Genomic DNA, 25,680 nt, shown 5'->3' with positions numbered 1-25,680 from the left:
ATTCCTATCTCGGAACTCGAGGTAGCTTCAGACCGGCCGTGGCGATCAGTTCGCGCATCACTTCGTTGACTCCGCCGCCGAAGGTGATCACCAGATTACGTTTGACCTGCATGTCCAACCACGCCAGGAGATCAGCTGTTTCCGGATCCAGAGGGTTACCGTATCGACCGACAACTTCCTCGGCCAGGCGGCCTACTCGCTGAATGCGCTCGGTAGCAAAAACTTTGGTCGCGGACGCGTCGGCGATGTCCACCGAATCCGAATCACTCGACGCCACCTGCCAATTGAGAAGTTCGTTGAGCCGGTACGTCGCGTGGATTTCTCCCAGAGCGCGACGAACATCCGAGTGCTCGAGCAGGTTTTCGCGACGAGCCCAGTCGAAAACATGATCGTAGATGCCACCGACGCGGCCGGCCGGCCCGAGCATGACGCGCTCATGGTTGAGCTGCGTGGTAATCAGGCTCCAGCCCCGATTCTCTTCGCCCACAAGCATGTTCGCGGGCACTCGAACGTCTTCGTAGTATGTCGCGTTGACGTGATGTGCACCGTCACACGTGATGATGGGCGTCCAGGTGTAACCGGGATCCGTGGTGTCCATGATCAGGATAGAAATACCCCGGTGACGTGAGTCTGCCGATCCGGTTCGCACGGCCAGCCAGACGTAGTCGGCGTCGTGGCCACCGGTGGTGAAGATCTTCTGCCCGTTGACGATGTACTCGTCGCCGCTGCGAACGGCACCCGTACGCAGTGCAGCGAGATCGGTTCCGGCCTCAGGTTCCGTGTAGCCGATTGCAAAGTGCACTTCGCCCGCCAGAATTGCGGGGAGGAACTTCTGCTTCTGCTCCTCACTGCCGTACTTCTGCAGCGTGGGGCCGACGGTCTGCAGCGTGACAGAGGGCAGTGGGACATCTGCTCGCACAGCCTCGTTGACAAAGATCTGCTGCTCGACCTCGCCGAAACCGCGTCCGCCGTATTCGACGGGCCAACCGACACCGAGCCAACCGTCCTTGCCCATGCGTCGGATCACTTCGCGGTATGTCGGGCCGTGGCGCTCGACCCGCATGATCTTTGCCTCTTCGGGCGAGATCAGGGTGGAGAAATAGCGTCGAAGTTCAGCTTGTAGTGCGCGCTGACTGTCGATCAGATCGATGAACACCGGGCCCCCACGAGGTCGAGTCGCTGCGAAGCGCCACCGAGCAGGCGCGCCAAGTCTTTTGCCGTCGAGTAGTAACGATGAAGCGGATAGGTGGCATCCACTCCCAAGCCGCCGTGCAGGTGATGAAGCACCTGCATCGTGGCGGGAACTTCCTGCGCTATCCAGTAGGCCATCACATCCAGATCGGACTGTGCGTCAAGGCCTTCCGATACACGCCATGATGCCGACAGTGATGCGACATGCAGCGTCCGGGAGGTGATATAGGCGTCGGCGATCTGTTGCGCGACGGCCTGGAATGTTGCCAACGGCTTACCGAACTGCTCGCGGGATCCTACATGGGCAGCTGTGAGATCTACTGCTCCGGAAACCAATCCGTCGACAACGCTGCCGATACTCGCCGTTGCGATGCGGTACAGGGTTTGCACGGATTCCGCACCGGCGCCGAGTAGCTCACCGACTGCGTCGTCGAGAACTATCCCGAATTCAGGGCTACCCGAGGAACTCGGTGTCGGAGTGAGTGTCACACCCGACGCGTTGGGGTCGATCAGTACGACGCCCGCATCGGTCGGTATCAGCACGCGGTGGGCACTCTCGGCGAAAGGTACGGCGAGCAGCGTCCCACTGACGCGGTACCAGTCACCCGACTGCTGCGCCGTGACGGACGGATGCTCGGGGAACTGCGCTCCCGGCTCCGACAGCGCCGCCGTGAAGACTCGTCCCGCTGCGACGCCGGCCAGGAGTTCGTCCTGCTGGGCATCGCTACCGAGCGCGACGATGGGCAGCACACCGAAGCCGAGTGTGGCCAGTGCCGGAATCGGGGCGGCTGCCCGGCCGACCTCGGTGAGCAAAGCGCCCACGTCTGTGACGGACAGGCCCTCGCCGCCGAGTCGTTCCGGCAGCGCCAAGGTGAGCAGGTCCGCTTCCGCGAAAGCTGTCCACAGGGCATCCGGCTGAAGTTCGCGGGCCAGAAGCGCGGTAGCCACCTCGGCTACCGCGTCCTGGGTTTCATCTCTGGTGAAGTCCACGCTGGCAATCCCGTCTTCTTTTATAGAACGTGTTCTAGTTGTATCACCAACGTGGACATTTTTACAGACCTCTAGTCGCGCGGAAGTCCCAGAATTCGTTCTGCCGCGACCGTCAACAGAATTTGCGTCGTTCCGCCTGCGATGGACAGGCACCGTGTGTTGAGGAATTCACGCGACAACGGACCCTCGACCCAACCCGCGGGCCCACCCAACTCCATCGCGAACTCCGCGACATTCTGACGCTGCCGCACGCCGACCAGTTTGCGAACACTCGACGCCGGACCCGGGTCCTGGCCGTCCAACTGCCGCAGAGTGGTTCGCAATTCCAACAATGAACCGACCATTGCGGTACCGATGAAACCACCCAACTTGTCGGCTACTACCGGATCGGGATCGCCCGCCAACTCGAGCAGTTCCTCCATCGCACCACCGAGTGAGGAACCGCCACTCATCGCGACCCGCTCGTTGGCCAGCGTGGTTCTGGCCAGCTTCCAGCCACCACCCAACTGTCCGACAACACAGTCGTCCGGCACGAACACGTCGTCGAGGAACACCTCGTTGAACAGTGCGTCACCCGTGATTTCCCGCAGTGGCGAGATCCTGATTCCGGGAGTTTTCATGTCGAGCAGGAAGTACGTGATGCCCTTGTGCTTCGGAGCATCGCGATCGGTACGCGCCAAGCAGATGGCCCAATCCGCTTCACGGGCAAGTGAAGTCCAGACCTTCTGCCCATTCAGCTTCCATCCACCTTCGACCTTGTCGGCCGTGGTACGCAGCGCAGCGAGGTCGGATCCGGCTCCCGGCTCACTGAAGAGTTGGCACCACGTGATGTCGCCCTTCAAAGTCGGAACCGCGAAACGTTCGATCTGCTCGGCACTTCCATGCTCGAGAATTGTCGGAACCGCCCACCACCCGATGACCAGATCCGGTCGACCGATGCCGACGGCCGCCAACTCTTCCTCGATCAGAATCTGCTGCGCTGCCTTGGCGCCCTTTCCGTACGGCGCGGGCCAGTGCGGTGCAAGATATCCCGACTCCGCGAGAGCGCTACGTTGCTCCGACTCCGGCAGAGCAACCAGTTGCGCTACCTCACTGCGAATTTCGGACCGTTCGGATTCCAGCTCGCTGAGGTCGATCTGAAGGTGTCGACGCGAACCACCGAGAGTCAGTTCCGCAACGCGTGCCCGCCAGCGAGACGATCCACCCAGAACCTGCCGCAGCGAGAGCGCGCGACGAAGATAGAAGTGCGCCTCGTGTTCCCAGGTAAAGCCGATGCCGCCGAGCACCTGGATGCAGTCCTTGGCAGTGTCGACAGCCGCATCCAGGGAGACCGCCGCGGCTACCGCCGCTGCGATCGGAAGTTCGTCGCCCGACTCCGCTGCGACCGCGGCGTCCCAGGCAACAGCCCCGGCATTCTCGACGCGGCACAACATCTCGGCGCAGATGTGTTTGATCGCCTGGAACGAACCGATCGGTTTTCCGAACTGCTCACGAATCTTGGCGTATTCCACCGCCGTTCGCAGGCACCAGGCAGCGATGCCGGCAGCCTCTGCCGAAGCGAGAACGGCCGCAAGATCAGACACCGATCCCGGAGCAACGTCGTCCAGGATCCGATCAGCTTCGACCACAACGTGATCGAAGGACACGCCTGCCAGCGGACGAGATTTATCGATCGTGTCCGTAGCGGTATATGTCACACCGCTCGAGTCTCCATCCACGAGAACCCACACGATTTCGGTGCCGTCATCGGCGGACACCAGTACCGATACGCCGGTATCCCCGCCCCAGGCGAATCCGCCGTCTCCGTGAAGTTCAAGCCCTCCGGAATCGGTTCGTGTGGCAGTTACCGGCGTGCCATCCAGTACGACAGCGCAGGGGATTTCACCGTCGGCAAGTGCCTCGGACCAGCGTTTTGCCGCCGGCGACGAGCTTCGTCCCACTACCAACGCCGCCAAGGCCGTTGTGAGAACAGGGCCCGGCACAAGTTCAATTGCGGCCTGCTCGAGCATCGCTGAAAGATCAACGATTTCAGCTCCGGCGCCTCCTACTGCCTCCGGAACGGCGACGGAAAAAATGCCCAGAGCGCTAAAAGCCGACCAGTTCTCCCGCCACGAATTTGCTGGTCCGACGCGTACCATGTTCATCGGTGTTGTCGACCGTGCCCAGGCCTCGATCGACTCCTGGACTGCTCGCTGCTCATCGGTCATGGCGATTGTCACAACTGGTTCCCGCCTCTCGAATTAGTGACACAATTGTATAGAACGTGTTCTAATATGAGACCTGGCAATGAGTCAAGGCGCGAAGGAAATTGTCGATGACCGCAACATCTCGATCCCGCTCCAATACCGTCGCAGCCGCGACGCTCGGAGACGACGATCTCAGCTCCAACGCGCAACGAGAACGCCGTAAGCGCATCCTCGACGCCACCCTGACATTGGCGTCCAAGGGTGGTTACGAGGCCGTTCAGATGCGTGCAGTGGCTGAGCGAGCAGATGTTGCCGTCGGCACGCTCTACCGATATTTCCCGTCGAAGGTGCACCTTCTGGTGTCCGCTCTGGCACGCGAATTCGAGAAGATCGACTCCAAGGGCAAGATTCCGCCCGGCACGAGCCCACTCGAGCGCATGCAACTGATCTTGGGTTTGATCACCCGAGCCATGCAACGCGACCCGCTTCTGACCGAAGCAATGACGCGAGCATTCATGTTTGCCGACGCGTCGGCCGCTGCCGAGGTCGACCAGGTCGGTCAATTGATGGACCGCCTGTTCGCACGAGCAATGACCGAAGACGACCCCAGCGAGGAGCAGTTGGCTATCGCTCGCGTCATCTCCGACGTGTGGTTGTCCAATCTCGTTGCGTGGCTCACCCGCCGATCCTCGGCAACCGATGTCGCCAATCGTTTGGAGCTCACTGTCGAGCTGCTACTGGGCGACGGATCCCGTCGACCTGAGTAGCGCGACCAACTCCTACCGCGCCAGGATGCGCTTGATCACCTAGATTTGAAAAGGTGAGCGCACAGGATCTACCCATCGAACTCCGTCGAGCCCTGGCGGCCGTGGCACGAACACCACGTCTGCTGGTGGCTTCCGATTACGACGGGACCATGGCTCCCATTGTCGCGGACCCGGAAAAGGCCTATCCCCGCGCAGAATCGGTTCGAGCGCTTCGTGCGCTCGCCAGCCTTGCTTCCACAACGGCGGCGGTCATCTCCGGACGGGCGCTCAAGGACCTTGCTGCACTGTCGCGGCTACCCGCTGAAGTGCAGTTGGTCGGCAGTCACGGCTCCGAATTCGACATCGGATTCGTTCACGCCATCGACGCGGACGCCAAGAAGTTGCTCGACGAAATAGTCGTTGAGTTGGTGCGAATTGCAGCTGACACTGCCGGCGCGAGCGTCGAGAAAAAACCTGCCAGCGTTGCGTTGCACGTGAGAAACTGCAGCGCCGACGACGCGGAAAAGGCATTGATCGCCGTCCGCACCGAATCAGCTCTCTGGCCCGGCGTACAGGTCACCGAAGGCAAGTCCGTCGTCGAACTGGCTGTCATCCCCACCGACAAGGGCCAAGCCCTCGACCTCATTCGCCACCAGGACGGCGCAACCGCGGCCGTCTTCATCGGCGACGACGTGACCGACGAAAAAGCCTTCAGCAGGCTCCAGGGGCCCGATATCGGCATCAAGGTCGGGAGCGGAGACAGCGTCGCCGCCTACCGAGTCGACAGCACCGAGGACGTTGCCGCCGCGCTGGCGTTCCTGCTCGACGAGCGTCGTACCTGGCTCTCGGGTGCCGACGCACCACCCATCGAGCGTCTCTCGATGCTTGCCAGCCCCCGTACGGTCGCGCTGGTCACCCCCGACGCCACCCTCACCTGGCTGTGCCATCCCGAACCCGATTCCGCAGCGGTGTTCGCTCATCTTCTCGGCGGAACCGGCGCCGGACACTTCAGTGTCAGCCCGCGGCGGACGGCGCTCCCCCTGAGCCAGAAGTACCTCGACGGCACGATGACGGTTCAGACCCGGTGGGCGAGCTTGTCCGTCACCGACTACCTCCCCCACGACGTACCGGCCGGCCGGACCGATCTGACCCGCATCATCTCCGGCCGAGCCGACGCCATAGTCTCGTTCGCCCCGCGCCCGGAGTTCGGCCAAGGCCAGGTCACCCTCGAGGTTGTGGACGAGGGCATCCGCGTCACCGGAACCAACGAGCCGTACGTGCTGCGCTCCCCTGGCGTGCAGTGGAATATCGCTACCGACGGAAATCAACAGACGGCCCATGCCATCGTCGAACCGTCCAAGGGCGATGTGATTCTCGAATTACGCTGCGGCACCGACGATATCGGCCCATCCGAGGTTCTCGAGATGGACCGTCGAGCAACGTCCGAGTCCTACTGGTCGGACTGGGCAAAAACTCTCGACCTTCCAAAGCTCAAGCCGGACTTGATGAAACGCTCCGCACTGACTCTGCGCGGGCTGGTTCACGCCGATTCCGGTTCCATCATGGCCGCGGCAACGACGTCGTTGCCCGAAGAGATCGGCGGAGTCCGCAACTGGGACTACCGGTACTGCTGGCTGCGCGATGCCGCGCTCACCGCAACAGCTCTCGTGAGCGTGGGCTCCACCGCCGAAGCCGAGAATTACCTCGACTGGGTCCACCGCGTCCTCGAAACACTGCCTGGCCCCGAGCGTCTGCACCCGCTGTACACCTTGCACGGCACGTCACTGCCACCCGAGGCTGTTATCGACTCGCTCCCCGGATACGCAGGATCCCGACCTGTTCGAGTGGGCAACGCCGCCAACCAGCAAGTTCAGCTCGACGTGTTCGGCCCGATCGTCGAATTGATCGGACACCTTGCCGATGCACGCGAAAGGACCGGCGCCTCCAGTTCCCTGAGCGATCGCGACTGGGAACTGGTGTGCGCCATGGTCGAAGCCGTCCAACGCCGATGGTTCGAACCCGATCACGGCATTTGGGAGATCCGCGACAACCCCCGCCACCACGTCTATTCCAAGGTGATGGGCTGGGTGACGGTCGACCGCGCCGTAAAACTGGCCGACCGCTTCGGACGCAAGGCACTGCCCGAGTGGGCAGAATTACGCGACCAGATCGCCGACGAGGTACGCGAAAAGGGATGGAAGGACGACGTACAGTCCTACACCGCCGCCTACGACGGCACCGATCTCGACGCGGCTACCCTGCACATCGGACTGTCGGGACTGATCGATCCCTCGGACCCTCGATTTGCCGCAACGGTCACTGCCACCGAGGCCGAATTGCGTAGCGGCGCAACGGTGTACCGCTACCACCATGACGACGGCCTGCCCGGCATCGAAGGCGGGTTCCACCTCTGCGCGGCCTGGCTGGTGGAGGCATACCTCCTGATCGGTCAACGCCTGCAAGCCGAGGCACTGTTCGACCAGCTGGTTGCAGCAGCCGGACCCACTGGACTGTTGGCAGAAGAGTACGACCCGGTCGCAGAACGCTCACTCGGCAACCATCCTCAGGCCTACAGCCATCTCGGATTGTTGCGCTGCGCTCAACTCCTGGCCGAACCCGCTCAGCTCTTGGCCTGACCTGCCGTTCGCCCGACCAGGAGTTCGGTCTCGAGCATCTCCACGACCGGCACTCCGGAGTTGGACGGCGACATCAGGAGCGCACCGGCGCGGCGGCCCTTCTCCTCTTGGGGCTGCCGCACCGTAGTCAGCGATTCGCGCAATGCTTCGCCGACTCCGTCGAACCCGGTGATCGACAACTGTCCCGGTACATCGATTCCCTGCCAGCGCGCCCAGTCCAGAGCGCCGAGGGCAAGTACGTCGGTAGTGCAGATCAGTGCCGTGATCTTCGGATTCGTCGCGAGCGCCTCTGCTGCTGCGGAGTGCCCGGACTGCTTCGTGTGGACGTACCGTTCGATCACCGTGAGCGAAAGCGGATCCAGGTTTGCCGCGACCATCGAATCGCGGACGCCTTCGATCCGTTCACGCTGAACGTGGAACCGGGGTGACTGCAGCCGTTCCTGGCTGACAACACCATCCATCCTGTCTCGGCCCAGTCGCATGCAGAGCACACCGATTTCAGCGTGCCCGAGGCTGATCAGGTAGTCGGAAACCTTGCGCATGGCAGCACGGTCATCGATGCCGACAAGCGATGCGCCGGGGATCTCACGCGGCTGATCGCAGACCACGATCGGGATATGACGTTCGAGCACAGCCGCAAGATAGGGGTCGTCGGCGGCGACCGAGTAGACGACAAACCCGTCGACGCCGGCTTGTTGCACGACCGCTGCGGCATCCGCTTCGTGACGTCCGGGGCCGGCGGGAATCAAGAGGAGCCCCTGCCCTGCCTCTTCACAGGATTCGGAGAGACCGGCCAGGAAGCTCATGGCTGCCGGGTCACGGAAGCTGTAGCTGAGCGCTTCGGTGAGCAGAAGCCCGACGGCGCCGGCTTTTCGGGTACGGAGGGAGCGGGCCACCGGATCGGGTCCGGCATATCCGCGTCGCTTGGCCGCTTGGAGCACTCGATCCCGAAGCTCGGCAGAGAGCTGATCGGGTCGGTTGTACGCGTTCGAGACTGTAGTTCTCGACACATTGAGCTCGGCGGCGAGCGACGCCAAAGTGGCTTGACGGCGTGGCTGACGTGACCGGGGCATAGACGGACGCTATCGGTAGTCGTCATGGTCGGCGCGTTTGGGCCGAAGTGAACATGTACTACCAGCGACTATGCGCTAATGTGTAACGGTAACGGTTTCCAATAGCGTTTAGCCTCGCCTTTGTTCAGGAGAAGACCCCAGTGCGATTGTCGCCGAAATTTCGAACCACCACCGCGATTGCCGCTGTCTCGGTCGTCGCAGCATTCGCGCTCACGGCTTGCGGATCCAGCTCCTCCAAAGACGAAGGCATCACCGTCGTCGCATCCACAAACGTGTGGGGCAACGTCGCGCAAGCCGTCGCCGGCGACACACTGACCGTCACCTCCATCATCAACGAGCCGTCCGCAGATCCGCACTCTTTCGAAACCACGCCTGCCCAGGCCGCGAAGATCACCGACGCGTCCCTGGTCGTCTACAACGGCGGTGGCTACGACCAGTTCATCACCGACATTCTCGACGCCGGCAAGGGAAATCAGAAGACGGTCAACGCATACAACCTGCTCGACGGCGGCATCCACGCCAACGAAACGACCGGCGCATCTCATGACGGCCACACCCACGGCTCGGTCAACGAACACGTCTGGTTCGACATCCCCACCGTCGACGCTGTGGCGCACTCCGTCGCCGATCAACTGAGCACGCTCGACCCCGAGAACGCGGCGACGTACGAGGCAAATGCGCAGGCCTACAGCCAGAAGCTCGCCGGGATCACCACCATCACCGATTCCATTGCCGCTGCCCATGCCGGCACCGGCGTCGCGCAGACCGAACCCATTGCGCACTATCTGCTAGTTGCTACCGAACTCGAAGATGTCACTCCCGAAGAGTTCACCAGCGCCATCGAAGACGGCAACGACCCGTCGCCCGCTGCCATCGCCGCAACCCGCGAACTGCTGACGGGAAAGAAGGCCCGCGCGCTGGTCTACAACGTCCAGACGCAGGACAAAGTGACCCAGGACATGCGCTCCACCGCCGAAAAAGCGGGCATCCCCATCGTCGAGGTTACGGAGACTCTGCCCGAGGGTCTGGACTACATTCAGTGGCAGACGCAGACTGCGGAGTCACTCGCAAACGCTCTCTCTGCCCAGTAATTTTTTTGCTCACTTACTTACGAGAAGAACTGATCTGCTTGTGACAGAAACTTCCGCTTTACCTGCAGTGTCCCTGAAGGGCGCCCGACTGTCCTTCGGCGCCCGCACCCTCTGGGACGGCCTCGATCTCGACGTTCAGCCAGGCGAATTCATCGCCGTGCTCGGCCCCAACGGTTCCGGCAAGACCTCGCTCCTGAAAATCCTGTTGGGACAGCTCCAACTCAGCGGCGGCACAGCCGAAATCGTCGGTACCCCCGCCCGCGCCGGGAACTCTCACGTCGGATACATCCCCCAGCAAAAATCCATCGACGACGGACTCCCCCTCCGTGGGCGCGATCTTGTCGGTCTCGGTGTCGACGGACATCAGTGGGGCACCGGTCTGCTGCGGCGGGCGCGTCGACGCAAGATTGTCGACGACGCCATCGCGCAGGTCAGCGCGCAGTCCTATGCCGACGCCCCCATCGGTTCCATGTCCGGTGGCGAGCAACAACGACTGCGCATCGCGCAGGCACTGGTCGGCGATCCGAAGATCCTGCTGTGCGACGAACCGCTCCTGAGCCTCGACCTCGCGAATCAGCATCTCGTTTCCAGTTTGATCGACAAGCGTCGACGCACCCACAACACCGCAGTGCTGTTCGTGACCCACGAGATCAATCCGATCCTCCCGTTGGTAGATCGGGTGCTGTATCTGGTGGACGGCAAGTTCCGCATCGGCACGCCGGCAGAGGTGATGACGTCGGAGGTCCTGTCCGATCTGTACAACACCGACGTCGAGGTCTTGCAGGTTCGCGGCCGCCTGGTTGTCGTCGGAACCGGCGACGCCATCGACGCTCTCGGCAGCGCAGGCGGACTCCGACCCGGCGAAGGCGTTCACCACAGCGATGAGGATCACCACTAGTGAGTAACAAGTTCACCGACGCGATGTCGCGAATGTTCGACGTGTCCGCGACCATCGACCTTCTGCAGTACGACTTCGTTCAGCAGGCTTTGATCGCCGGTGCGATCCTCGGGTTGCTGGCCGGCATCATCGGCCCCCTGATCGTGAGCCGGCAGATGTCGTTCTCCGTCCACGGCACCAGCGAGCTGTCACTGACCGGCGCGTCTGCCGCCCTGCTTGTCGGGGTGAGCGTCGGAGCCGGAGCCATCGTGGGTTCGGTGGTCGCCGCCGTACTGTTCGGATTGCTGGGAGCCAAAGCGCGAGATCGCGATTCGGTAATCGGCGTGATCATGGCCTTCGGACTCGGACTGTCGGTGCTGTTCCTCTGGGCGTACGACGGGCGTACCGGAACCAGTTTCTCGTTGCTGGTCGGTCAGATCGTCGCACCGGGTAACAGCGGTCTCGAACTCCTCCTTCTCTGCGCCGTCATCGTGATCGGCACACTCGGATTCATCTACCGCCCTTTGCTGTTCGCAAGTACCGATCCCGAAGTTGCTGCAGCGCGCGGCGTTCCGGTGCGTGCACTGTCCATCGCCTTCGCCGTTCTGGTCGGCATCACAGCGGCTCTGGGTGTGCAGATCGTCGGCGCACTGTTGGTGATGTCCTTGCTCATTACCCCCGCTGCGGCCGCTGCCTACGTCACTGCGAGTCCCCTCAAGGCCACGATCCTCTCGGTTCTCTTCGCCGAACTGGCAGCCGTCGGCGGCATCCTGCTGTCGCTGGCACCCGGAGTTCCCGTGTCCAGCTTCGTCACATCGGTGTCGTTCGTGATCTACCTGGTGTGCCGTCTGACCGGGGCTGCGCGTCGAAAGAATGCCGGACGGATTCCCGCGCACGCCTGACTCCTAGACTCGAGCTATGACGTTTCGTGTTGACCTGAACAGCGACCTCGGTGAAGGTTTCGGCGCCTGGACTTTGGGCGACGACGACGCGATGCTGAAAGTGGTCACCAGCGCGAATATCGCGTGCGGCTTTCATGCCGGCGACCCGACAACACTGTTGGCGACGTGCCGCTCCGCAGTAGCGGGCGACGTACGGATCGGCGCGCAGGTCGGTTACCGCGATCTCGCCGGATTCGGTCGACGCTTCATCGACGTCTCCCCGGCCGACTTGGCCGCCGACGTCATTTATCAGATCGGAGCACTCGACGGGCTGGCCCGCGTCGCCGGCTCCCGCGTCACCTACGTCAAACCCCATGGCGCGCTCTACAACGCGATAGTTCACCACCGGGAGCAAGCACGGGCAGTTGTCGGCGCCGTTCGCAGCTACGACGCGTCCCTCCCGGTTCTCGGCCTACCGGGTTCCGTGTTTCTGGCCGAGGCCGAAGCTGCCGGCCTGCGTGTTGTCACCGAGGCATTTGCCGACCGTGCCTATACGCCCGAGGGAACACTGGTTCCCCGAAACCAGCCCGGCGCAGTCCTTCACGACCCGGTCGCCATTGCCGAACGGGTCCGCCGGATCGTTGTCGAAGGCACCGTCGACGCGATCGACGGCACCGTTCTGACCGTCAATGCCGACTCTGTCTGCGTACACGGAGACAGCCCCGCCGCTGTCGACATGGCTACCGAAATTCGGAAGCTACTCACTGCGTCCGACGTTTCGATCACTCCGTTCACCTGACGTGATCGCTATGTGCTCGCGCCCTCACTGCGGGACAATGGACCTATGCCCTGGCTCGAGGTAGTGCGCACCGGCCCCCTGACCACGGTCCAAGACCACGGTCGTGTGGGATGCAGCGCCGTCGGTGTCGGCCAGTCCGGAGCCGCTGATCTGATCTCCCACGATGCCGCAAACAGGCTTGTGGGAAACACTGCTCACGCCGCCACACTCGAAATCACGGTCGGCGGATTCGTGATGCGCACTGTCGGAGAAATGACTGTCGCTGTCACCGGGGCGCGGACGCCTTTGACCGTCAACGGCCGGCCCGCCGCCGACTACTCCAGCCTCCATCTCCACAGCGGAGACCTTCTCCAAATCGGCTACGCCGCCACCGGACTTCGCACCTACCTCGCTGTCCGAGGCGGTATCGACGTCCCGGAAACTCTCGGAAGTCGATCCACCGACACATTGGCCGGGCTCGGCCCCGAGCCCTTGCGCGTCGGCGATCAACTACTTGTGGGTGCTGAAGGCGCCGAATGGCCGAGTGAAGATCTCATCCCGCCGCCGGCACCCCCTGGCAGCCCAGTTCCCCTCGATATCATTCTCGGACCCCGAGACACGTGGTTCACCCCGGCGTCCGTGCACGCGCTCCTCCACCATGCATGGACGGTCACCGAATACACCGATCGCGTCGGCGTGAGGTTACGAGGCCCCGGACCACTGCATCGTTCACGCACCCAGGAACTGCCCAGCGAAGGCGTCGTAGCCGGATCGATTCAAGTCCCACCGAACGGGCAACCGGTCGTTTTCCTCGCCGACCACCCCGTGACCGGCGGATACCCGGTCATCGGCGTCGTTACGGCCCCGGGGATAGCAGCCTTAGCGCAAATGCGACCGGGAAGTAACGTAACTTTCCGGACATCACGCCACATCTGAATGTCGCTGATAATGTCAGCCACTGCTGACGTCGGCGCACGGCCTTCGCCAGAAGTCGAAGGAACACACCACCATGAGGATCAAGAGCAGCAAGATCGCTCTCAGCGCAGCCGCGCTGATCACCACAGCACTCGTACTCTCGGGTTGCAGCAGCTCGGACAGCGGCGACGCCACAGCCGAAAGCAGCACCAGTGAAACCACCGTCGCCGCAGAAACCACCACGGACGCAGAATCCACCACTACGACACCCGGAACCTTGGCCGACGGCAGCGCCTTCACCGGCGAACGCACCACCCTGGTCACCGGCACCGATCCCGACGCCCCCGTGATCAGCGTCAGCCTTCCGGCGCAGTGGACTCACTCCCAAGAAGGCGTTTCGGGGGCCGTGACGGACATTCTGTCCAGCAACCAGCCCGAGGCCAGTGGATTCACGCCCAACACCACACTGACCGTGGAAGCTCAGGGCACAGCCACCGCCGATGAAGTTCTCGCCGGTGCCCGTGACTCCCTCGCCACACTCAACGGCTGGTCCGAGGTGAAGAAAATCGACCTCGACATCGAAGGCCAGAAAGCAATCCGCGTTGCCGGAACCTGGACCCCGCCGGAACTCGACGTTCCCATCTACGCGGTCATGACCGTCATCGCCTACCAGGCAGATGAATCGTCCCCCGTGTACCTCGTGAGCTTCGCCAACCAGTTCACCGATACCCAGAACATGGCGATGTCCAACCAGGTCGAGGAAATCAACACTTCCATCGAATTCGGCTGAGAACAAACGCTTTACGACGGTGGCCCGAGACTCGCAAGAGTCTCGGGCCACCGTTCTACGTCTATGTCAGGCTGCTAGTTCGAGCCGAAGATTCCGCTCACCGAACCGAGCGATCCTGTTCCGCCGTCCATCGAACCGAGCGATCCCGTTGCGCTACCCAACGATCCGGTTCCGCCGCCCTCGGGATCAGTCGAATCTGTTGGCTCCGAATCCAGCACCGTGACGGAAGGTCCGATGTTGGCGAAGGTTCTGTTGCCCGGGCCTCCCCACCAACCGAAGCCCAAGGCGCGAATGCTCAAGCCACTGTTGAGGACGGCCCCCGGTGCGCACGACTCGCTGACCGTGTAACTCGTCGTCATCGTGACGTCGTTGTCGTAGTTGTTAAGCCAACCCCGACCGGAAACCGTCAGCGTAGTAGGAGTCAACGTCGGAGTTTCCACGGTTGTGGTCGTTCCCCCGAGAATGTGGAGTTTGGTTACCTTGGCGGAACCGGGAACGAACGTCAGGCACGCGTCGTGAGATTCAGTGAACGCGGCGATCGACCCGATGGAACCACTGTTCTGAGCCAGCGTCGTATAGGTGATGACATCGCCCACGTCCGGATTTGCATTGTCCACGGTGCGGGTAAACGTGTAATTACCTGCACTTTCCGTCCCAGCAGATGCTGCGCCGGCACCCAATACGCTGGCACCGAGAGCAAGGGCGAGTACGCCTACTCCTACGCCAACTCGACGCGTTCGAGAGTTGGTCGATAAAAAGTTAGCCATGAAACATCTCCATCCATAGGTGGTTTGTTGCATACAGAACTCACCGAGAAACTGACCGCGTTACATTTCGGCGTCTCGGCTTCAGCATCATCGACGTGGATACTTACCTGGCACTGCGAGAACGCTTGCCGAGCGGTTAACTGTAAGCAATGAAGAAGCCCAAATGCCCGGTATAGAATTTTTTGTCCAACTTCCCCCATGAGGACACCCAAGAACCACTCCGGCGGACAAAAAAGCCCCCACTCGCACCGTCTTTGCGGTACAAGCGGGGGCTGTTGAGCTGTATGGATCCGATGAAGCTGTGCCGACCAGTTATTGCGGCGGCTCAGTTATTGCGGCGGCTCAGTTATTGCGGCGGCGGCGAGCAACCTCGGCCAACACAACTCCGGCTGCAACCGAAGCATTGAGGGATTCGACCGGTCCCGCCATCGGGATCGACAGAATCGCGTCGCAGTTCTCACGAACCAGACGCGAAAGGCCCTTACCTTCAGAACCGACCACGATCACCACGGGACCGCTGCCGTCGAAATCGTCGAGAGTGGTGTCACCCTCGGCGTCGAGGCCGACAACCATGACGCCCTTGGACGCCCAGTCCTTGAGCGTGCGAGTGAGGTTGGTAGCACGGGCAATCGGCAGACGAGCAGCAGCGCCGGCGCTGGTACGCCAAGCAACAGCACTGACGCTCGCGCTACGACGCTCGGGAATGACAACGCCGTGTCCACCGAAGGCTGCGACCGAACGCACGACGGCACCCAGGTTGCGCGGGTCGGTAATGTTGTCGAGCGCGACGAGCAACGGCGGCTCGGCGTGCTTACGTGCCTCCGAGAGGAGGTCATCCGGATGCGCGTAGCGGTACGGCGGAACCTGCAGAGCGATGCCCTGATGAAGTCCGTTGGCGCTGAGGCGATCCAGATCACTACGAGGTACTTCGAGGATGGAGATGCCGGCGTCCGCAGCGCGCTGCACGGACTCCTTCAGTCGCTCATCGCTCTCGGTTCCGACAGCCACCCACAGTGCCGTTGCCGGAACACCGGCGCGCAGGCACTCGACGACGGGGTTGCGGCCGAGCACTGTCTCGGGACCGTCGAGAACCTTGCGGCCGGGACCTGGACGGCCACCGCGACCCTGATTCTGCTTTTCGTCCGCACGCGCAGCGCGAGCTGCACGCTTTGCCGCGGGATGCTTGGTACGTTCCGCGGCGGGAGGTGTTGCGCCTCGCCCTTCGAGACCGCGACGATGCTTGCCGCCGGAACCGGCAACCTGGCCCTTCTTGGTGCCGCCCTTACGGATTGCGCCGCGCCTGCTCGAGTTTCCAGCCATTGTTACTGCCCTGCCTTCAGGGACCATTCGGGTCCGTCGGGGGTATCGGTTACTTCGATACCCGCCTTGATGAGGCGATCACGGACCTCGTCCGCCACCGCCCAGTTCTTTTCCGTACGTGCCTGCTGCCGCCGATCGAGATCGGCGCGCACCAACACGTCCAAAGCTTCCATTGCCGTCTCGATGTCGCCACCGGACTGCGACCAACGCGCATCGAGTGGGTCGACGCCCAGGATCGCGAGCATCGCTCGCACCTGACCGGCAGCCACCCGTGCGGCATCCAGATCTCCCGCTGCGAGCGCGGTATTACCCTCACTCGCTTTTCCGTGAATCTCTGCCAACGCGATCGGTACCGACAAATCGTTGTCGAGTGCCGACGCGAAACCTTCTGTCCACGTGCCGAGTTCGACACCGCCCGCACGCTTGTGCGTGCGCAGGACAAACGCCTCGAGACCCTGATACGACTTTGCGCTCTCTTCGAGGGCATCGTCCGAGTACTCGAGATTGGAGCGGTAGTGCGCGCTACCGAGGTAGTACCTAAGTTCTTGCGGGCGAACTTTTTTCAAGACATTCGGCACCGACAACACATTGCCCAGAGACTTGGACATCTTCTCGCCACTCATGGTGACCCAGCCGTTGTGCAACCAGTACTGAGCAAAATCGTCGCCGACGCACTTTGCCTGCGCGATCTCGTTCTCGTGGTGCGGGAAAACCAAATCGCGTCCACCGCAATGAATATCGAATGCCGCACCCAGGTAGAACTCAGCCATTGCCGAGCACTCGAGATGCCAACCCGGACGGCCGCGGCCCCACGGCGTCGGCCACGAGGGCTCACCGGGCTTCGCGGTCTTCCACAGCGTGAAGTCGCGCGGGTCGCGCTTGCCCTCGGCTGCGCTCTCACCCTGGTGGACGTCGTCAAGTTTATGTCCGGACAGTGCGCCGTACTCGGGATAACTCTGGACGTCGAAGTAGACGTCACCGCCCGACGCGTACGCATGACCGTTCGCGATGAGACGTTCCATCATCTCGACCATCTGTGTCACATGACCGGTAGCCCGCGGCTCGATGGACGGCGGCAACACACCCAACTGGTCGTAGGCCCACGTGAATGAACGCTCGAACGTCGTGGCCCACTCCCACCAGGGACGGCCGGCGTCGGCAGCTTTGTTCAGGATCTTGTCGTCGATGTCCGTCACATTGCGAACAAACGCAACGTCGTTGCCGCCGGCAAGAAGCCATCGCCGTAGTACGTCGAATGCGACGCCGCTACGCACGTGGCCGATGTGAGGATCACCTTGAACCGTCGCCCCACACAGGTACACCGATGCATGTCCGGGGACCAACGGAACAAAATCCCGAAGGGCCCGCGTACCGGTGTCGTATAGGCGCAGGGTCACGACCAGCGATCTTACCTGTCGTCGCCGGTTGCCATGACCAATGCGGTGGCCATTGCGGCGATCCCTTCGCCCCGCCCCGTCAATCCGAGGCCGTCGGTAGTGGTCGCAGACACCGAAACCGGGGCGCCGAGAATGTCGGTGAGTACGCGCTGCGCCTCGTCTCGTCGTGGCCCGATCTTGGGCCGGTTCCCGATCACCTGCACTGCGGCATTGCCGACCGCAAAGTGGTTCTCCTCGAGCAACCTGCGTACCTCGGCCAACATTCGGGCGCCACTCACGCCGTCCCATTCCGGCCTTCCGGTCCCGAAAACAGAACCGAGGTCACCCAACCCTGCCGCGGAAAGCAGCGCATCGCAGAGAGCGTGTACCGCTACATCACCGTCGGAGTGCCCGGAACATCCATCGGAGTCCTCGAACAGCAATCCCGCCATCCAACAAGGCCGACCGGCCTCGATGGGATGAACGTCCGTGCCCAATCCGACTCGCATCTAGATTCCGTCCTGTGATTCCGCACTCAGCAGCGCTCGCGCCAGTACGAGGTCGAGTGGCGTGGTGATCTTGAAAGCGTGAACGTGACCGGCAATGGTCCGTACGGAAACGCCGAGTCTCTCGACCAGCCCGGCATCATCGGTTGCCAGATTCCCCGCGGCGGTGAGATCACCCGCGGCGTAAGCCTGCCTCAATAGGTCCGTGGAAAAACCCTGTGGTGTCTGGACCGCCCGCAACTCCGAACGGAGCGGCGTCCCGGTAACGGTGCCGAGAACATCTACGGACTTGATGGTGTCCGTCACCGGCAACACCGGAATGACGGCCGCACCGCCCGCCTTCAACTCGTCGACGACACGAGCGATCATGGCCGGCGGCGTGAGTGCCCGCGCGGCGTCGTGCACAAGCACGAACTCGGCGTCGCCGGCAGCCAAAAGCCCCGCGCGAACCGAATCGGTCCGCTCCGAGCCCCCGGCGACCACGTCGACGTCGTCACTACGACCCAGATCCGCGGCAACCGATTGAACGAGTTCCGGCGGCACAATCACAACAACGCGGTCGACGGCACCGGATTTCCGGAGACCTTCGACCGCGCGTGTAAGCATGGTGCGCCCGCCGAGTTCGACGAATGCCTTGGGCAATGGCTCACCCAAGCGCACTCCCCGACCTGCGGCGGGAACCAGCGCTACTACTGACACTGTCAGCTTTTTTATGTAGTCAGTTCAGGACGCTGTCGCAAGGACCTCGTCGAGAATGATATCGGCCTTCTCGGTATTGGTGCCCTCGGCGAGCGCGAGTTCACCAACGAGAATCTGACGCGCCTTGGCGAGCATGCGCTTCTCACCTGCGGAAAGTCCGCGATCCTGCTCACGACGCCACAAGTCACGAACAACCTCGGCGACCTTGTTCACGTCACCGGAAGCAAGCTTCTCGAGGTTTGCCTTGTATCGACGAGACCAGTTGGTGGGCTCTTCGGTGTGCGGTGCACGCAGAACCTGGAAAACCTTGTCGAGGCCTTCCTGTCCGACTACGTCACGAACACCGACGTACTCTGCGTTGTCTGCGGGAACCCGAACCGTGAGATCGCCTTGAGCAACCTTCAGAACGAGATATTCCCTCTGCTCACCCTTGATGGTGCGGGTTTCGATAGCTTCGATCAACGCCGCACCGTGATGGGGGTAGACGACAGTGTCTCCGACCTTGAAAATCATGTGTCCCGTGCCCCTTTCGATTCCACTAGTTTAACACGTCGAAGAACCGGCCATGCATCAACTGTGCAGGTCAGGGGCATCCTTGCTCGAGCGTAGGGGTTGACAGTGCCTGTTGTACGTGCATGCAACCAGTCTCTGCGGTCTATATACAGCTCCCCGAAAGCCCACGCAGACAACCGTTGTGGCCACCCAGCGACCGGCTCCCGAGAGCTGACTACTACTCTGCCTAGTGGAGTGCGAACCTGACGCCCTGGAGGACAAACCGTGACTGCTATCCGCAAGCCGACTCGCCGAGTCGCTACCGCCATTGCACTGGCTGCAGGCGCAGCCATCGCGCTGTCCGCATGCAGCTCGGGCCAAGTGAGCCAAACCGCCGTCCAGCAGGCAGCTGTGAACGGCAACAGTGCCAACGTCGGTGACATCGCCCTGCGCAATGTTCACATCGCTTACCCCTCGTCCGAGGAGTACAGCATCGAGCCCGGCGGCACCACTGTGTTGGCGTTCACGATCGTGAACGACAGCCTGGACACCACCGACAAGCTCGTCAGCATCAACACCGACTACGCCGCTCGCGTCGTCGCCGGTGAAGAGGTCGCCGGATTCACCCTCAAGCCGCAGACATCTCTGCAGGCCGGGGAGCTTCCCGCAGGCGCAGCCGCCGAGGCCGAAGCCGACAAGCAGATCGCAAACAAGGACGAGAACAGCGACGCACCTGATGCACTCGCTCTCGTTCTGCTGCAGGACATCAAGGCCGGTGTCCGTCCGGGCCTGACCATCCCGATCACCTTCGCTTTCGAGAAGGCCGGTCCGGTAACGGTCCAGGTTCCCGTCGACGCGGGCCCGAAGCTCGAGCGCAACGAGTCGGACAAGTCTCCGGACGTTGCTGAAGCCGGACACTGAGTTTCACGCTCACTCCGAACGATCGAACTAGAGGCGGGGTCCATGTCGGACCCCGCCTCTAGTCTGTTCCGGTGGCCAAAGCTAAATCGAACTACCGGTGCTCCGAGTGCAAATCCGTTGTACCCAAATGGGTTGGCCGCTGCCCAGACTGCGATACGTGGGGCTCGATGGCGGAAGTCGCCGTCGTCGCCCCGGTTGCCAGTCGAGCCGGGGCATCACTCGCGAAAGCCGGGTCGAGCGCTGTCCTGCCCACGACGCCGGCTACCCCGCTCACTCAGATCGACAGCAAGAGCACCCAGGCCAAGCCCACCGGAATCGGAGAACTCGACCGCGTACTCGGCGGCGGAGTGGTTCCCGGATCAGTAGTCCTCCTGGCCGGTGAGCCTGGCGTCGGTAAATCCACGCTGCTACTCGAGGTCGTGTATCGCTGGGCGATGCGGAGCCCCGAGGACCGCGCGCTGTATGTCACCGGCGAGGAATCTGCCGGGCAGGTCCGGCTCCGCGCAGACCGCACCAATTCCGTCCACGAGCGGATGTATCTCGCTGCCGAATCCGACCTCGCGACCATCCTCGGCCACGTCGAACAGGTCAAACCCAGTCTGCTGATCGTCGACTCGGTGCAAACCATGCTCGCAGCCGACGTCGACGGTGTCGTCGGTGGCGTAACGCAGGTCAAGGCAGTCACCAGCGCTTTGACCTCGCTCGCCAAGACCACCGGGATCCCGGTGCTGCTGATCGGCCACGTGACCAAGGACGGAGCGGTTGCCGGGCCTCGCTCGCTCGAACATCTCGTCGACGTCGTTCTGCATTTCGAGGGAGACAAGCACTCCACGTTGCGCATGGTCCGCGGCGTCAAAAACCGATTCGGAGCTGCCGACGAGGTGGGTTGCTTCGAGCTGACCGATCAGGGCATCAACGAGATCAGCGATCCTTCGGGGCTGTTCCTCCACCATCGGGAAGTAGCTGTAGAGGGCACTGCCGTCACCGTCATGATGGACGGCAAACGTCCACTGCTGGGCGAAGTTCAGGCGCTCGTGGCCTCCACGCCGCTACCCACTCCTCGCCGAGCGGTCAGTGGGCTCGACACCGCGCGAGTCGCTATGGTTCTGGCCGTTCTCGAACGCCGTGCCGGAGTATCGATCGCCAAATGCGACGTCTACGCCGCGACGGTCGGCGGGATGCGTATGACGGAACCCGGCGCAGACCTGGCCTTGGCTATTGCCGTCGCTTCCGCGGTGAAAGGCAAGCCTGTTCCCAACGGGCTCGTCATTCTCGGCGAGGTCGGACTGGCCGGCGAGGTACGACGCGTCGCCGGCGTCAATCGCCGTCTGATCGAAGCTGCCCGATTGGGATTCACCAGTGCGATCGTGCCTGTCGATTCAGGCCCGAACATCCCCGGCATGAGAGTCAACGAAGTGACAAATCTGGGCGAGGCGTTGTCGTACGCCGGTCTACTCGGCGGCAAACAGGGTTCGCCTCGGCCCAAACTCACTCCGGTGAAGTAACCCGTGTCAGACCGACGACGTTCCGAACGGCGAGGTCGGCACACCGTCCACAAACTCCTGGGTCTTCGCGAAATGTTCCGGGGTGATGGTCAGGAACAGCCCGCGCGAAGTACCCACTGCAACATCAGGATCCGCTGCGGCTCCTTCCACGATGAAGGCCTCGGCGGTCGTGTAGACCTTGCGCCTGAGCGTGCCTTCGACGCGAGCACGAAACTCGAGAACCGAACCCAGCGGAATCGGACGGGCAAAGTCGATCTCGAGGTGCCCGGTCACAACCGGCACACCCAGCACCATGCAGGCGACGCCCTGAACCTCGTCGAAAGCTGTGGACAGGATCCCTCCGTGGATCACGCCGGGTCCACCCTGATACTTCTTCGCCACCTCGAGGCGCCCGGTCACCTCCAAGCCCTCACCCGCCCGGAAACTCATCGCCATTCCGGCAGGCTGATCGTCACCGCAACCGAAGCACTTCGACCAGTGCTGCGGCAGCTTCTCACCCGGGGCGGGAAAGAAATCGACGGGCTTGGGCACGGTCAGGTCGTCAGGCAAGGTCCAGGTGCTACTCATAGATAGGTAATCTAAACGGAGACAAGTCCGCAGCGACCTTCGGACTCGGGCATAGTGACGTCAACCTCAGCAGGGAGTTTCTCAATGATCAGTGCGATGGCGGATACCCAGTCGTCGTCGGCATTGCGAGAGACCATCGCCAGGTTGGCACCCGGCACCGCTCTGCGCGACGGACTCGAACGCATTCTCCGCGGCCGCACCGGCGCTCTGATCGTCCTCGGATACGACGACGAGATCGAATCGTTGTGCGACGGCGGTTTCAACCTCGATGTGGCGTTCGCACCTACCCGGCTTCGAGAACTGTCGAAAATGGACGGCGCTGTCGTCCTCTCCACCGACGGTTCGCACATCGTCCGCGCAAACGTACAATTGGTACCCGATCACAAGATCCCGACCGTCGAATCCGGCACTCGGCACCGTGCTGCGGAGCGCACCGCGATCCAGACCGGGTACCCGGTTGTATCAGTGAGCCAGTCGATGTCGATCGTCAGTGTCTATGTCGGCGGCATCAGGCACGTCATCGAAGGCTCAGCCACGATCCTCTCTCGAGCGAATCAGGCCGTCGCCACCCTCGAGCGGTACAAAGCGCGTCTCGACGAGGTCACCCGGGCGCTGTCCGTCGTCGAGATCGAGGACTTCGTGACATTGCGAGACGCATTGACCGTCGTGCAGCGACTCGAAATGGTTCGACGCGTATCGGTCGAGATCGAACAGGACGTTCTCGAACTCGGTACCGACGGCCGCCAGCTTGCGCTGCAGCTCGAAGAGTTGGTCGGCGACAACGACATTGCACGTCAACTGATCGTGCGGGACTACCTCGCCGGGCCCGAACCCATCGAAACCGCAGCAATGGACAACGTGCTCGCTGCACTCGACCGCGTCACCGACGCCGATCTCCTGGACTTGACCACCCTCGCGCGGGTGCTCGGTTACCCGGGCACGATCGAAGCTCTGGACACCCCGATGACGCCGCGCGGATACCGAGTCCTCATGCGCGTACCGCGACTTCAGTTCCATCAGATCAACCGACTCGTCGGATCGTTCGGCACATTGCAGGCTCTGCTGGCCGCGACGGCAGCCGACCTCCAGTCCGTCGAAGGCATCGGCGGACTGTGGGCTCGTCACATCCGCGAAGGATTGTCGCGGCTGGCCGAGACGTCGATCACCGGCTCGTATAACTGATCGAGCCGCTGGTTACGCGATCCCTCAAGCGATATTGAACGGCTCCGCGCCACTCCGCAATGCTCCGAGTTGCCCGACAACGGTGTACGCGCCGGCTCCCACGGGGTTGCGCTGCGGGTTCGCCGAGGTGGCACAATCCGGATTCGACGTTGTGGCGGACCAAGCGACCTTGAATGCAGCCTGCTCGCCCGGTTCGAGGTTGCGGATATCCGGAGCCGGCTGCGGGTAGCAGTCGACGTTGGACCACAGCCGGGTCTTGCCGTCGATGCTGTAGACGAGCACCTGTTGAAGACCACCGGCCAAATCGCGATTGCAGCCGGCCGAGCCGATATTGGTGATGACGATCGTGAAGGTCGGTTCCTCGCCACCGGCAAACGTGGGCTTGTCGGCAGTCGCCTTGACCGCGAGGGACGAGTCCGCGCACTGGCCCGCCGGCACCGGGACGGCACTGGTCGGAGATGTGGTCGAGCTGCCCGACGTGGACGCCGAAGAACCACCCGAGCCGGAATCGGCCGAGCCGCCGTTGCCGCCGCCACTACCGCCGGAGCCGTTGCTCCCGGACGGATTGGGAGTGAAAGACACTTCCGGGGTCAGCGAAGAACTCGCAGCCGCAGCGTCCGCCTCGGGGGAATCGCTACCCCCGCCGACGACGGCAGAAATCAACCAGACGATCAAGGCCAAGGCAACGACTGCAGCACCGATGGCCAGCGCCCGTCGACGCCAGTAAATCTGAGGGGGCAGTGGCCCATTCGGTTCCAACACGGTCTCAACGGTAGTTGGCGAAGGCCCGACTAACGGTCAGCTGAGACGGCGTGTCGGCGCCTACCTGAGCGTGGTTCTTTCGATTATTCGATTGACTCGCCGATTTCACCGACAGCGCCCTGCAAACGCATGTGTCCCTCGGACAGCGCGTAGGTGACGCCGACGATTGCGCACGTGCCCTTATCCACTTTGTCGGCAATGATTCGGGAGCGCTGCATGATGAGCGATCCGGTTTCGACGACGTGCCGACCTTCGAGTTCGTCGACGGTGGACAGACCTTCCTGCCGACCCATGAGGATGGACGGCGCAACACGCTCGACCACACTGCGGATGAAGCCGTCGGGAATCTTGCCCTTGTCGAGCGCGTCGAGTGTGGCCTTGACCGCGCCACAACCATCGTGCCCGAGCACGACGATGAGCGGCACGTTCAGAATATGTACGGCGTACTCGATGGAACCCAACACCGAATCGTCGAGAACGTGACCGGCGGTGCGAACGACGAACATGTCGCCGAGCCCCTGGTCGAAGATGATCTCAGCTGCGACACGTGAATCTCCACAGCCGAACAGAACTGCAGTGGGATGCTGTTCATTGACCAGTTTCGCCCGATCGGCGATCCCTTGGCTGGGATGTATCGACGTGCCGTTCACAAATCGCTCATTTCCCTCGCGGAGGGACTTCCAAGCGTTCAGCGGACTTGTATGTGGCATTCCAATATTGTGCACCCGCCGAGATTGTCCGGCTCATCGGGAAAGGTTTCTTGGACGGAAATCCCGAACTTACTTCAGAGTCAGTTTCCTGATACCGCCACCCTTTGTGATCTGAAGCACTAAAACTTCGTCCACAAATGTACGGGGGGTACATCTGGGCGAGCCCTGCCGGCACTTCCTGCAGGAAAAGGCGGGAGGACGATCTGCGTGACCACACCAGCTGAAAACGACAGTCGCCCGGAAGAAGCGAGTCGACTGGAAGACATGCCGGAGCTCCCGGCACAAGCCAAGTCGAATCTCTTCGCGAACCTGCTCTGCGAGATCGGACTCCTGTTCACCTTCACCGTCCATGTGTGCCTCGCCGCAATCACGGCAGTACGACGCCGGCGACTCGCCTGGCGCGAAGCCGTCGAGCAAATGTGGTTTCTCGCGCATGTCACAGCGGTAGCGTCCGCTCTGGTGATGATCCCACTCGGTGTTGGTGTTGCACTCCAGATCGGATCACTCGCCGACCAAATCGGCGCCGGCGCCTACAGCGGCGCCGTAGTCGCCTTTCTCATCATCGGGCAAGCTGGACCATTGGTCTGTGCACTCATCGCCGGTGTCGGCGGCTCCGCGATTTGCGCCGACCTCGGCGCCCGAACCATTCGCGAGGAGTGGTCCGGGACTCATCAACCCCATCGAATTCCCCTCGACGGCAGCGGGTCCTGATCTTGCCT

25 protein-coding genes are annotated in these 25,680 nt (G+C 62.4%); 12 read left to right on the top strand and 13 right to left on the bottom strand.

The genetic code is table 11. The features are described 5' to 3' along the window. Positions 1 to 4 precede the first annotated feature (4 nt). The 3 genes from MTX36_RS14390 to MTX36_RS14380 form a co-directional block, all read right to left on the bottom strand. Positions 5 to 1,156, bottom strand: a complete 1,152-nt coding sequence (locus MTX36_RS14390; protein ID WP_243620420.1) for an acyl-CoA dehydrogenase family protein — start codon at positions 1,154 to 1,156, stop codon at positions 5 to 7. Next, positions 1,141 to 2,181 (bottom strand): acyl-CoA dehydrogenase family protein, encoded by a 1,041-nt coding sequence (locus tag MTX36_RS14385; protein ID WP_243620419.1) that lies wholly within the window; start codon positions 2,179 to 2,181, stop codon positions 1,141 to 1,143. Before MTX36_RS14385 ends, MTX36_RS14390 begins: the two co-directional genes overlap by 16 nt. A gap of 71 nt (positions 2,182 to 2,252) precedes the next feature. Continuing rightward, the gene (locus MTX36_RS14380) at positions 2,253 to 4,400 is read right to left on the bottom strand and encodes an acyl-CoA dehydrogenase (RefSeq protein WP_243620418.1); all 2,148 of its coding nucleotides are present in this window, start codon (positions 4,398 to 4,400) and stop codon (positions 2,253 to 2,255) included. Between the two features lie 95 nt (positions 4,401 to 4,495). Here MTX36_RS14380 and kstR point away from each other — a divergent pair, with 95 nt between their 5' ends. Together kstR and otsB are read left to right on the top strand one after the other, a co-directional pair. After that, positions 4,496 to 5,134, top strand: a complete 639-nt coding sequence (gene kstR / locus MTX36_RS14375; RefSeq protein ID WP_094271052.1) for a cholesterol catabolism transcriptional regulator KstR — start codon at positions 4,496 to 4,498, stop codon at positions 5,132 to 5,134. A gap of 53 nt (positions 5,135 to 5,187) precedes the next feature. Beyond that, complete coding sequence (otsB, locus tag MTX36_RS14370; RefSeq protein WP_243620417.1) at positions 5,188 to 7,749, top strand: trehalose-phosphatase; 2,562 nt, start codon at positions 5,188 to 5,190, stop codon at positions 7,747 to 7,749. On the opposite strand, the gene MTX36_RS14365 is transcribed toward otsB, so the two are convergent. Next, entirely contained in the window at positions 7,734 to 8,822 is a 1,089-nt protein-coding gene (locus tag MTX36_RS14365) for a LacI family DNA-binding transcriptional regulator (protein WP_243620416.1), read from the bottom strand. The two genes, otsB and MTX36_RS14365, sit on opposite strands and share 16 nt — an antisense overlap. Positions 8,823 to 8,962: 140 nt before the next feature. Between MTX36_RS14365 and MTX36_RS14360 the strand changes: the two genes are divergently transcribed. From MTX36_RS14360 to MTX36_RS14335, 6 genes are all read left to right on the top strand, one after another. Continuing rightward, on the top strand, positions 8,963 to 9,913 hold the full coding sequence (locus tag MTX36_RS14360) for a metal ABC transporter solute-binding protein, Zn/Mn family (RefSeq protein ID WP_243620415.1): 951 nt from the start codon (positions 8,963 to 8,965) through the stop codon (positions 9,911 to 9,913). A 40-nt stretch (positions 9,914 to 9,953) separates the two neighbouring features. Continuing rightward, a complete protein-coding gene (locus MTX36_RS14355) occupies positions 9,954 to 10,811 on the top strand; it encodes a metal ABC transporter ATP-binding protein (protein ID WP_243620414.1) in 858 nt (285 codons plus the stop codon). Beyond that, positions 10,811 to 11,692: a metal ABC transporter permease gene (locus MTX36_RS14350; RefSeq protein WP_094271047.1), complete on the top strand. Its 882-nt coding sequence runs from the start codon at positions 10,811 to 10,813 to the stop codon at positions 11,690 to 11,692. Before MTX36_RS14355 ends, MTX36_RS14350 begins: the two co-directional genes overlap by 1 nt. A gap of 16 nt (positions 11,693 to 11,708) precedes the next feature. Further along, a complete protein-coding gene (locus MTX36_RS14345; RefSeq protein WP_243620413.1) occupies positions 11,709 to 12,470 on the top strand; it encodes a LamB/YcsF family protein in 762 nt (253 codons plus the stop codon). A 45-nt stretch (positions 12,471 to 12,515) separates the two neighbouring features. Beyond that, positions 12,516 to 13,385: a biotin-dependent carboxyltransferase family protein gene (locus MTX36_RS14340; protein ID WP_243620412.1), complete on the top strand. Its 870-nt coding sequence runs from the start codon at positions 12,516 to 12,518 to the stop codon at positions 13,383 to 13,385. Positions 13,386 to 13,458: 73 nt separating this feature from the next. After that, positions 13,459 to 14,154, top strand: coding sequence for an LpqN/LpqT family lipoprotein (locus MTX36_RS14335; protein ID WP_243620411.1), 696 nt, complete (start codon positions 13,459 to 13,461; stop codon positions 14,152 to 14,154). A 74-nt stretch (positions 14,155 to 14,228) separates the two neighbouring features. Here the strand turns inward: MTX36_RS14335 and MTX36_RS14330 are convergent, their stop codons facing one another. The 6 genes from MTX36_RS14330 to MTX36_RS14305 all read right to left on the bottom strand — a co-directional run bounded on the left by MTX36_RS14330 (position 14,229) and on the right by MTX36_RS14305 (position 19,335). Continuing rightward, positions 14,229 to 14,921 (bottom strand): hypothetical protein, encoded by a 693-nt coding sequence (locus tag MTX36_RS14330; RefSeq protein WP_243620410.1) that lies wholly within the window; start codon positions 14,919 to 14,921, stop codon positions 14,229 to 14,231. Positions 14,922 to 15,263: 342 nt separating this feature from the next. Further along, the gene (rlmB, locus tag MTX36_RS14325) at positions 15,264 to 16,241 is read right to left on the bottom strand and encodes a 23S rRNA (guanosine(2251)-2'-O)-methyltransferase RlmB (protein ID WP_094271042.1); all 978 of its coding nucleotides are present in this window, start codon (positions 16,239 to 16,241) and stop codon (positions 15,264 to 15,266) included. A 2-nt stretch (positions 16,242 to 16,243) separates the two neighbouring features. Continuing rightward, complete coding sequence (gene cysS, locus MTX36_RS14320) at positions 16,244 to 17,638, bottom strand: cysteine--tRNA ligase (RefSeq protein WP_243620409.1); 1,395 nt, start codon at positions 17,636 to 17,638, stop codon at positions 16,244 to 16,246. Between the two features lie 11 nt (positions 17,639 to 17,649). Further along, on the bottom strand, positions 17,650 to 18,126 hold the full coding sequence (gene ispF, locus MTX36_RS14315; protein ID WP_243620408.1) for a 2-C-methyl-D-erythritol 2,4-cyclodiphosphate synthase: 477 nt from the start codon (positions 18,124 to 18,126) through the stop codon (positions 17,650 to 17,652). Continuing rightward, complete coding sequence (gene ispD, locus MTX36_RS14310) at positions 18,127 to 18,822, bottom strand: 2-C-methyl-D-erythritol 4-phosphate cytidylyltransferase (protein WP_243620407.1); 696 nt, start codon at positions 18,820 to 18,822, stop codon at positions 18,127 to 18,129. 24 nt (positions 18,823 to 18,846) lie between these two features. Then, positions 18,847 to 19,335, bottom strand: coding sequence for a CarD family transcriptional regulator (locus MTX36_RS14305; protein ID WP_094271038.1), 489 nt, complete (start codon positions 19,333 to 19,335; stop codon positions 18,847 to 18,849). Between the two features lie 264 nt (positions 19,336 to 19,599). Between MTX36_RS14305 and MTX36_RS14300 the strand changes: the two genes are divergently transcribed. Together MTX36_RS14300 and radA are read left to right on the top strand one after the other, a co-directional pair. Continuing rightward, positions 19,600 to 20,235, top strand: a complete 636-nt coding sequence (locus MTX36_RS14300) for a copper chaperone PCu(A)C (RefSeq protein WP_243620406.1) — start codon at positions 19,600 to 19,602, stop codon at positions 20,233 to 20,235. A gap of 71 nt (positions 20,236 to 20,306) precedes the next feature. Continuing rightward, positions 20,307 to 21,740 (top strand): DNA repair protein RadA, encoded by a 1,434-nt coding sequence (gene radA / locus MTX36_RS14295; RefSeq protein WP_243620405.1) that lies wholly within the window; start codon positions 20,307 to 20,309, stop codon positions 21,738 to 21,740. Between the two features lie 6 nt (positions 21,741 to 21,746). On the opposite strand, the gene MTX36_RS14290 is transcribed toward radA, so the two are convergent. Further along, on the bottom strand, positions 21,747 to 22,307 hold the full coding sequence (locus tag MTX36_RS14290; RefSeq protein ID WP_243620404.1) for a PaaI family thioesterase: 561 nt from the start codon (positions 22,305 to 22,307) through the stop codon (positions 21,747 to 21,749). Positions 22,308 to 22,403: 96 nt separating this feature from the next. Here MTX36_RS14290 and disA point away from each other — a divergent pair, with 96 nt between their 5' ends. Beyond that, positions 22,404 to 23,489, top strand: a complete 1,086-nt coding sequence (disA, locus tag MTX36_RS14285; protein ID WP_243620448.1) for a DNA integrity scanning diadenylate cyclase DisA — start codon at positions 22,404 to 22,406, stop codon at positions 23,487 to 23,489. 24 nt (positions 23,490 to 23,513) lie between these two features. Here the strand turns inward: disA and MTX36_RS14280 are convergent, their stop codons facing one another. Together MTX36_RS14280 and MTX36_RS14275 are read right to left on the bottom strand one after the other, a co-directional pair. After that, complete coding sequence (locus MTX36_RS14280; RefSeq protein WP_243620403.1) at positions 23,514 to 24,251, bottom strand: hypothetical protein; 738 nt, start codon at positions 24,249 to 24,251, stop codon at positions 23,514 to 23,516. Between the two features lie 83 nt (positions 24,252 to 24,334). Further along, entirely contained in the window at positions 24,335 to 24,961 is a 627-nt protein-coding gene (locus MTX36_RS14275; RefSeq protein ID WP_243620402.1) for a carbonic anhydrase, read from the bottom strand. A 207-nt stretch (positions 24,962 to 25,168) separates the two neighbouring features. On the opposite strand from MTX36_RS14275, the gene MTX36_RS30265 reads away from it, so the two are divergent. Continuing rightward, complete coding sequence (locus MTX36_RS30265; protein WP_243620401.1) at positions 25,169 to 25,672, top strand: ABC transporter permease; 504 nt, start codon at positions 25,169 to 25,171, stop codon at positions 25,670 to 25,672. The last annotated feature ends 8 nt before the right edge of the window (positions 25,673 to 25,680 follow it).

It is taken from the genome of Rhodococcus sp. ARC_M6 (assembly GCF_022810305.1).
GTDB lineage: Bacteria > Actinomycetota > Actinomycetes > Mycobacteriales > Mycobacteriaceae > Rhodococcus_F.
This window is presented reverse-complemented; position numbering and strand designations above follow the sequence as displayed.

Excerpts from the sequence above, each read along its gene's own strand:
- MTX36_RS14340 (WP_243620412.1), top strand. The coding sequence starts at position 12,516 with ATGCCCTGGCTCGAGGTAGTGCGCACCGGCCCCCTGACCACGGTCCAA.
- kstR (WP_094271052.1), top strand. The coding sequence starts at position 4,496 with ATGACCGCAACATCTCGATCCCGCTCCAATACCGTCGCAGCCGCGACG.
- MTX36_RS14335 (WP_243620411.1), top strand. The coding sequence starts at position 13,459 with ATGAGGATCAAGAGCAGCAAGATCGCTCTCAGCGCAGCCGCGCTGATC.
- MTX36_RS14305 (WP_094271038.1), bottom strand. The coding sequence starts at position 19,335 with ATGATTTTCAAGGTCGGAGACACTGTCGTCTACCCCCATCACGGTGCG.
- MTX36_RS14345 (WP_243620413.1), top strand. The coding sequence starts at position 11,709 with ATGACGTTTCGTGTTGACCTGAACAGCGACCTCGGTGAAGGTTTCGGC.
- disA (WP_243620448.1), top strand. The coding sequence starts at position 22,404 with ATGGCGGATACCCAGTCGTCGTCGGCATTGCGAGAGACCATCGCCAGG.
- MTX36_RS14290 (WP_243620404.1), bottom strand. The coding sequence starts at position 22,307 with ATGAGTAGCACCTGGACCTTGCCTGACGACCTGACCGTGCCCAAGCCC.
- MTX36_RS14330 (WP_243620410.1), bottom strand. The coding sequence starts at position 14,921 with ATGGCTAACTTTTTATCGACCAACTCTCGAACGCGTCGAGTTGGCGTA.
- MTX36_RS14365 (WP_243620416.1), bottom strand. The coding sequence starts at position 8,822 with ATGCCCCGGTCACGTCAGCCACGCCGTCAAGCCACTTTGGCGTCGCTC.
- ispF (WP_243620408.1), bottom strand. The coding sequence starts at position 18,126 with ATGCGAGTCGGATTGGGCACGGACGTTCATCCCATCGAGGCCGGTCGG.
- MTX36_RS14275 (WP_243620402.1), bottom strand. The coding sequence starts at position 24,961 with ATGCCACATACAAGTCCGCTGAACGCTTGGAAGTCCCTCCGCGAGGGA.
- rlmB (WP_094271042.1), bottom strand. The coding sequence starts at position 16,241 with ATGGCTGGAAACTCGAGCAGGCGCGGCGCAATCCGTAAGGGCGGCACC.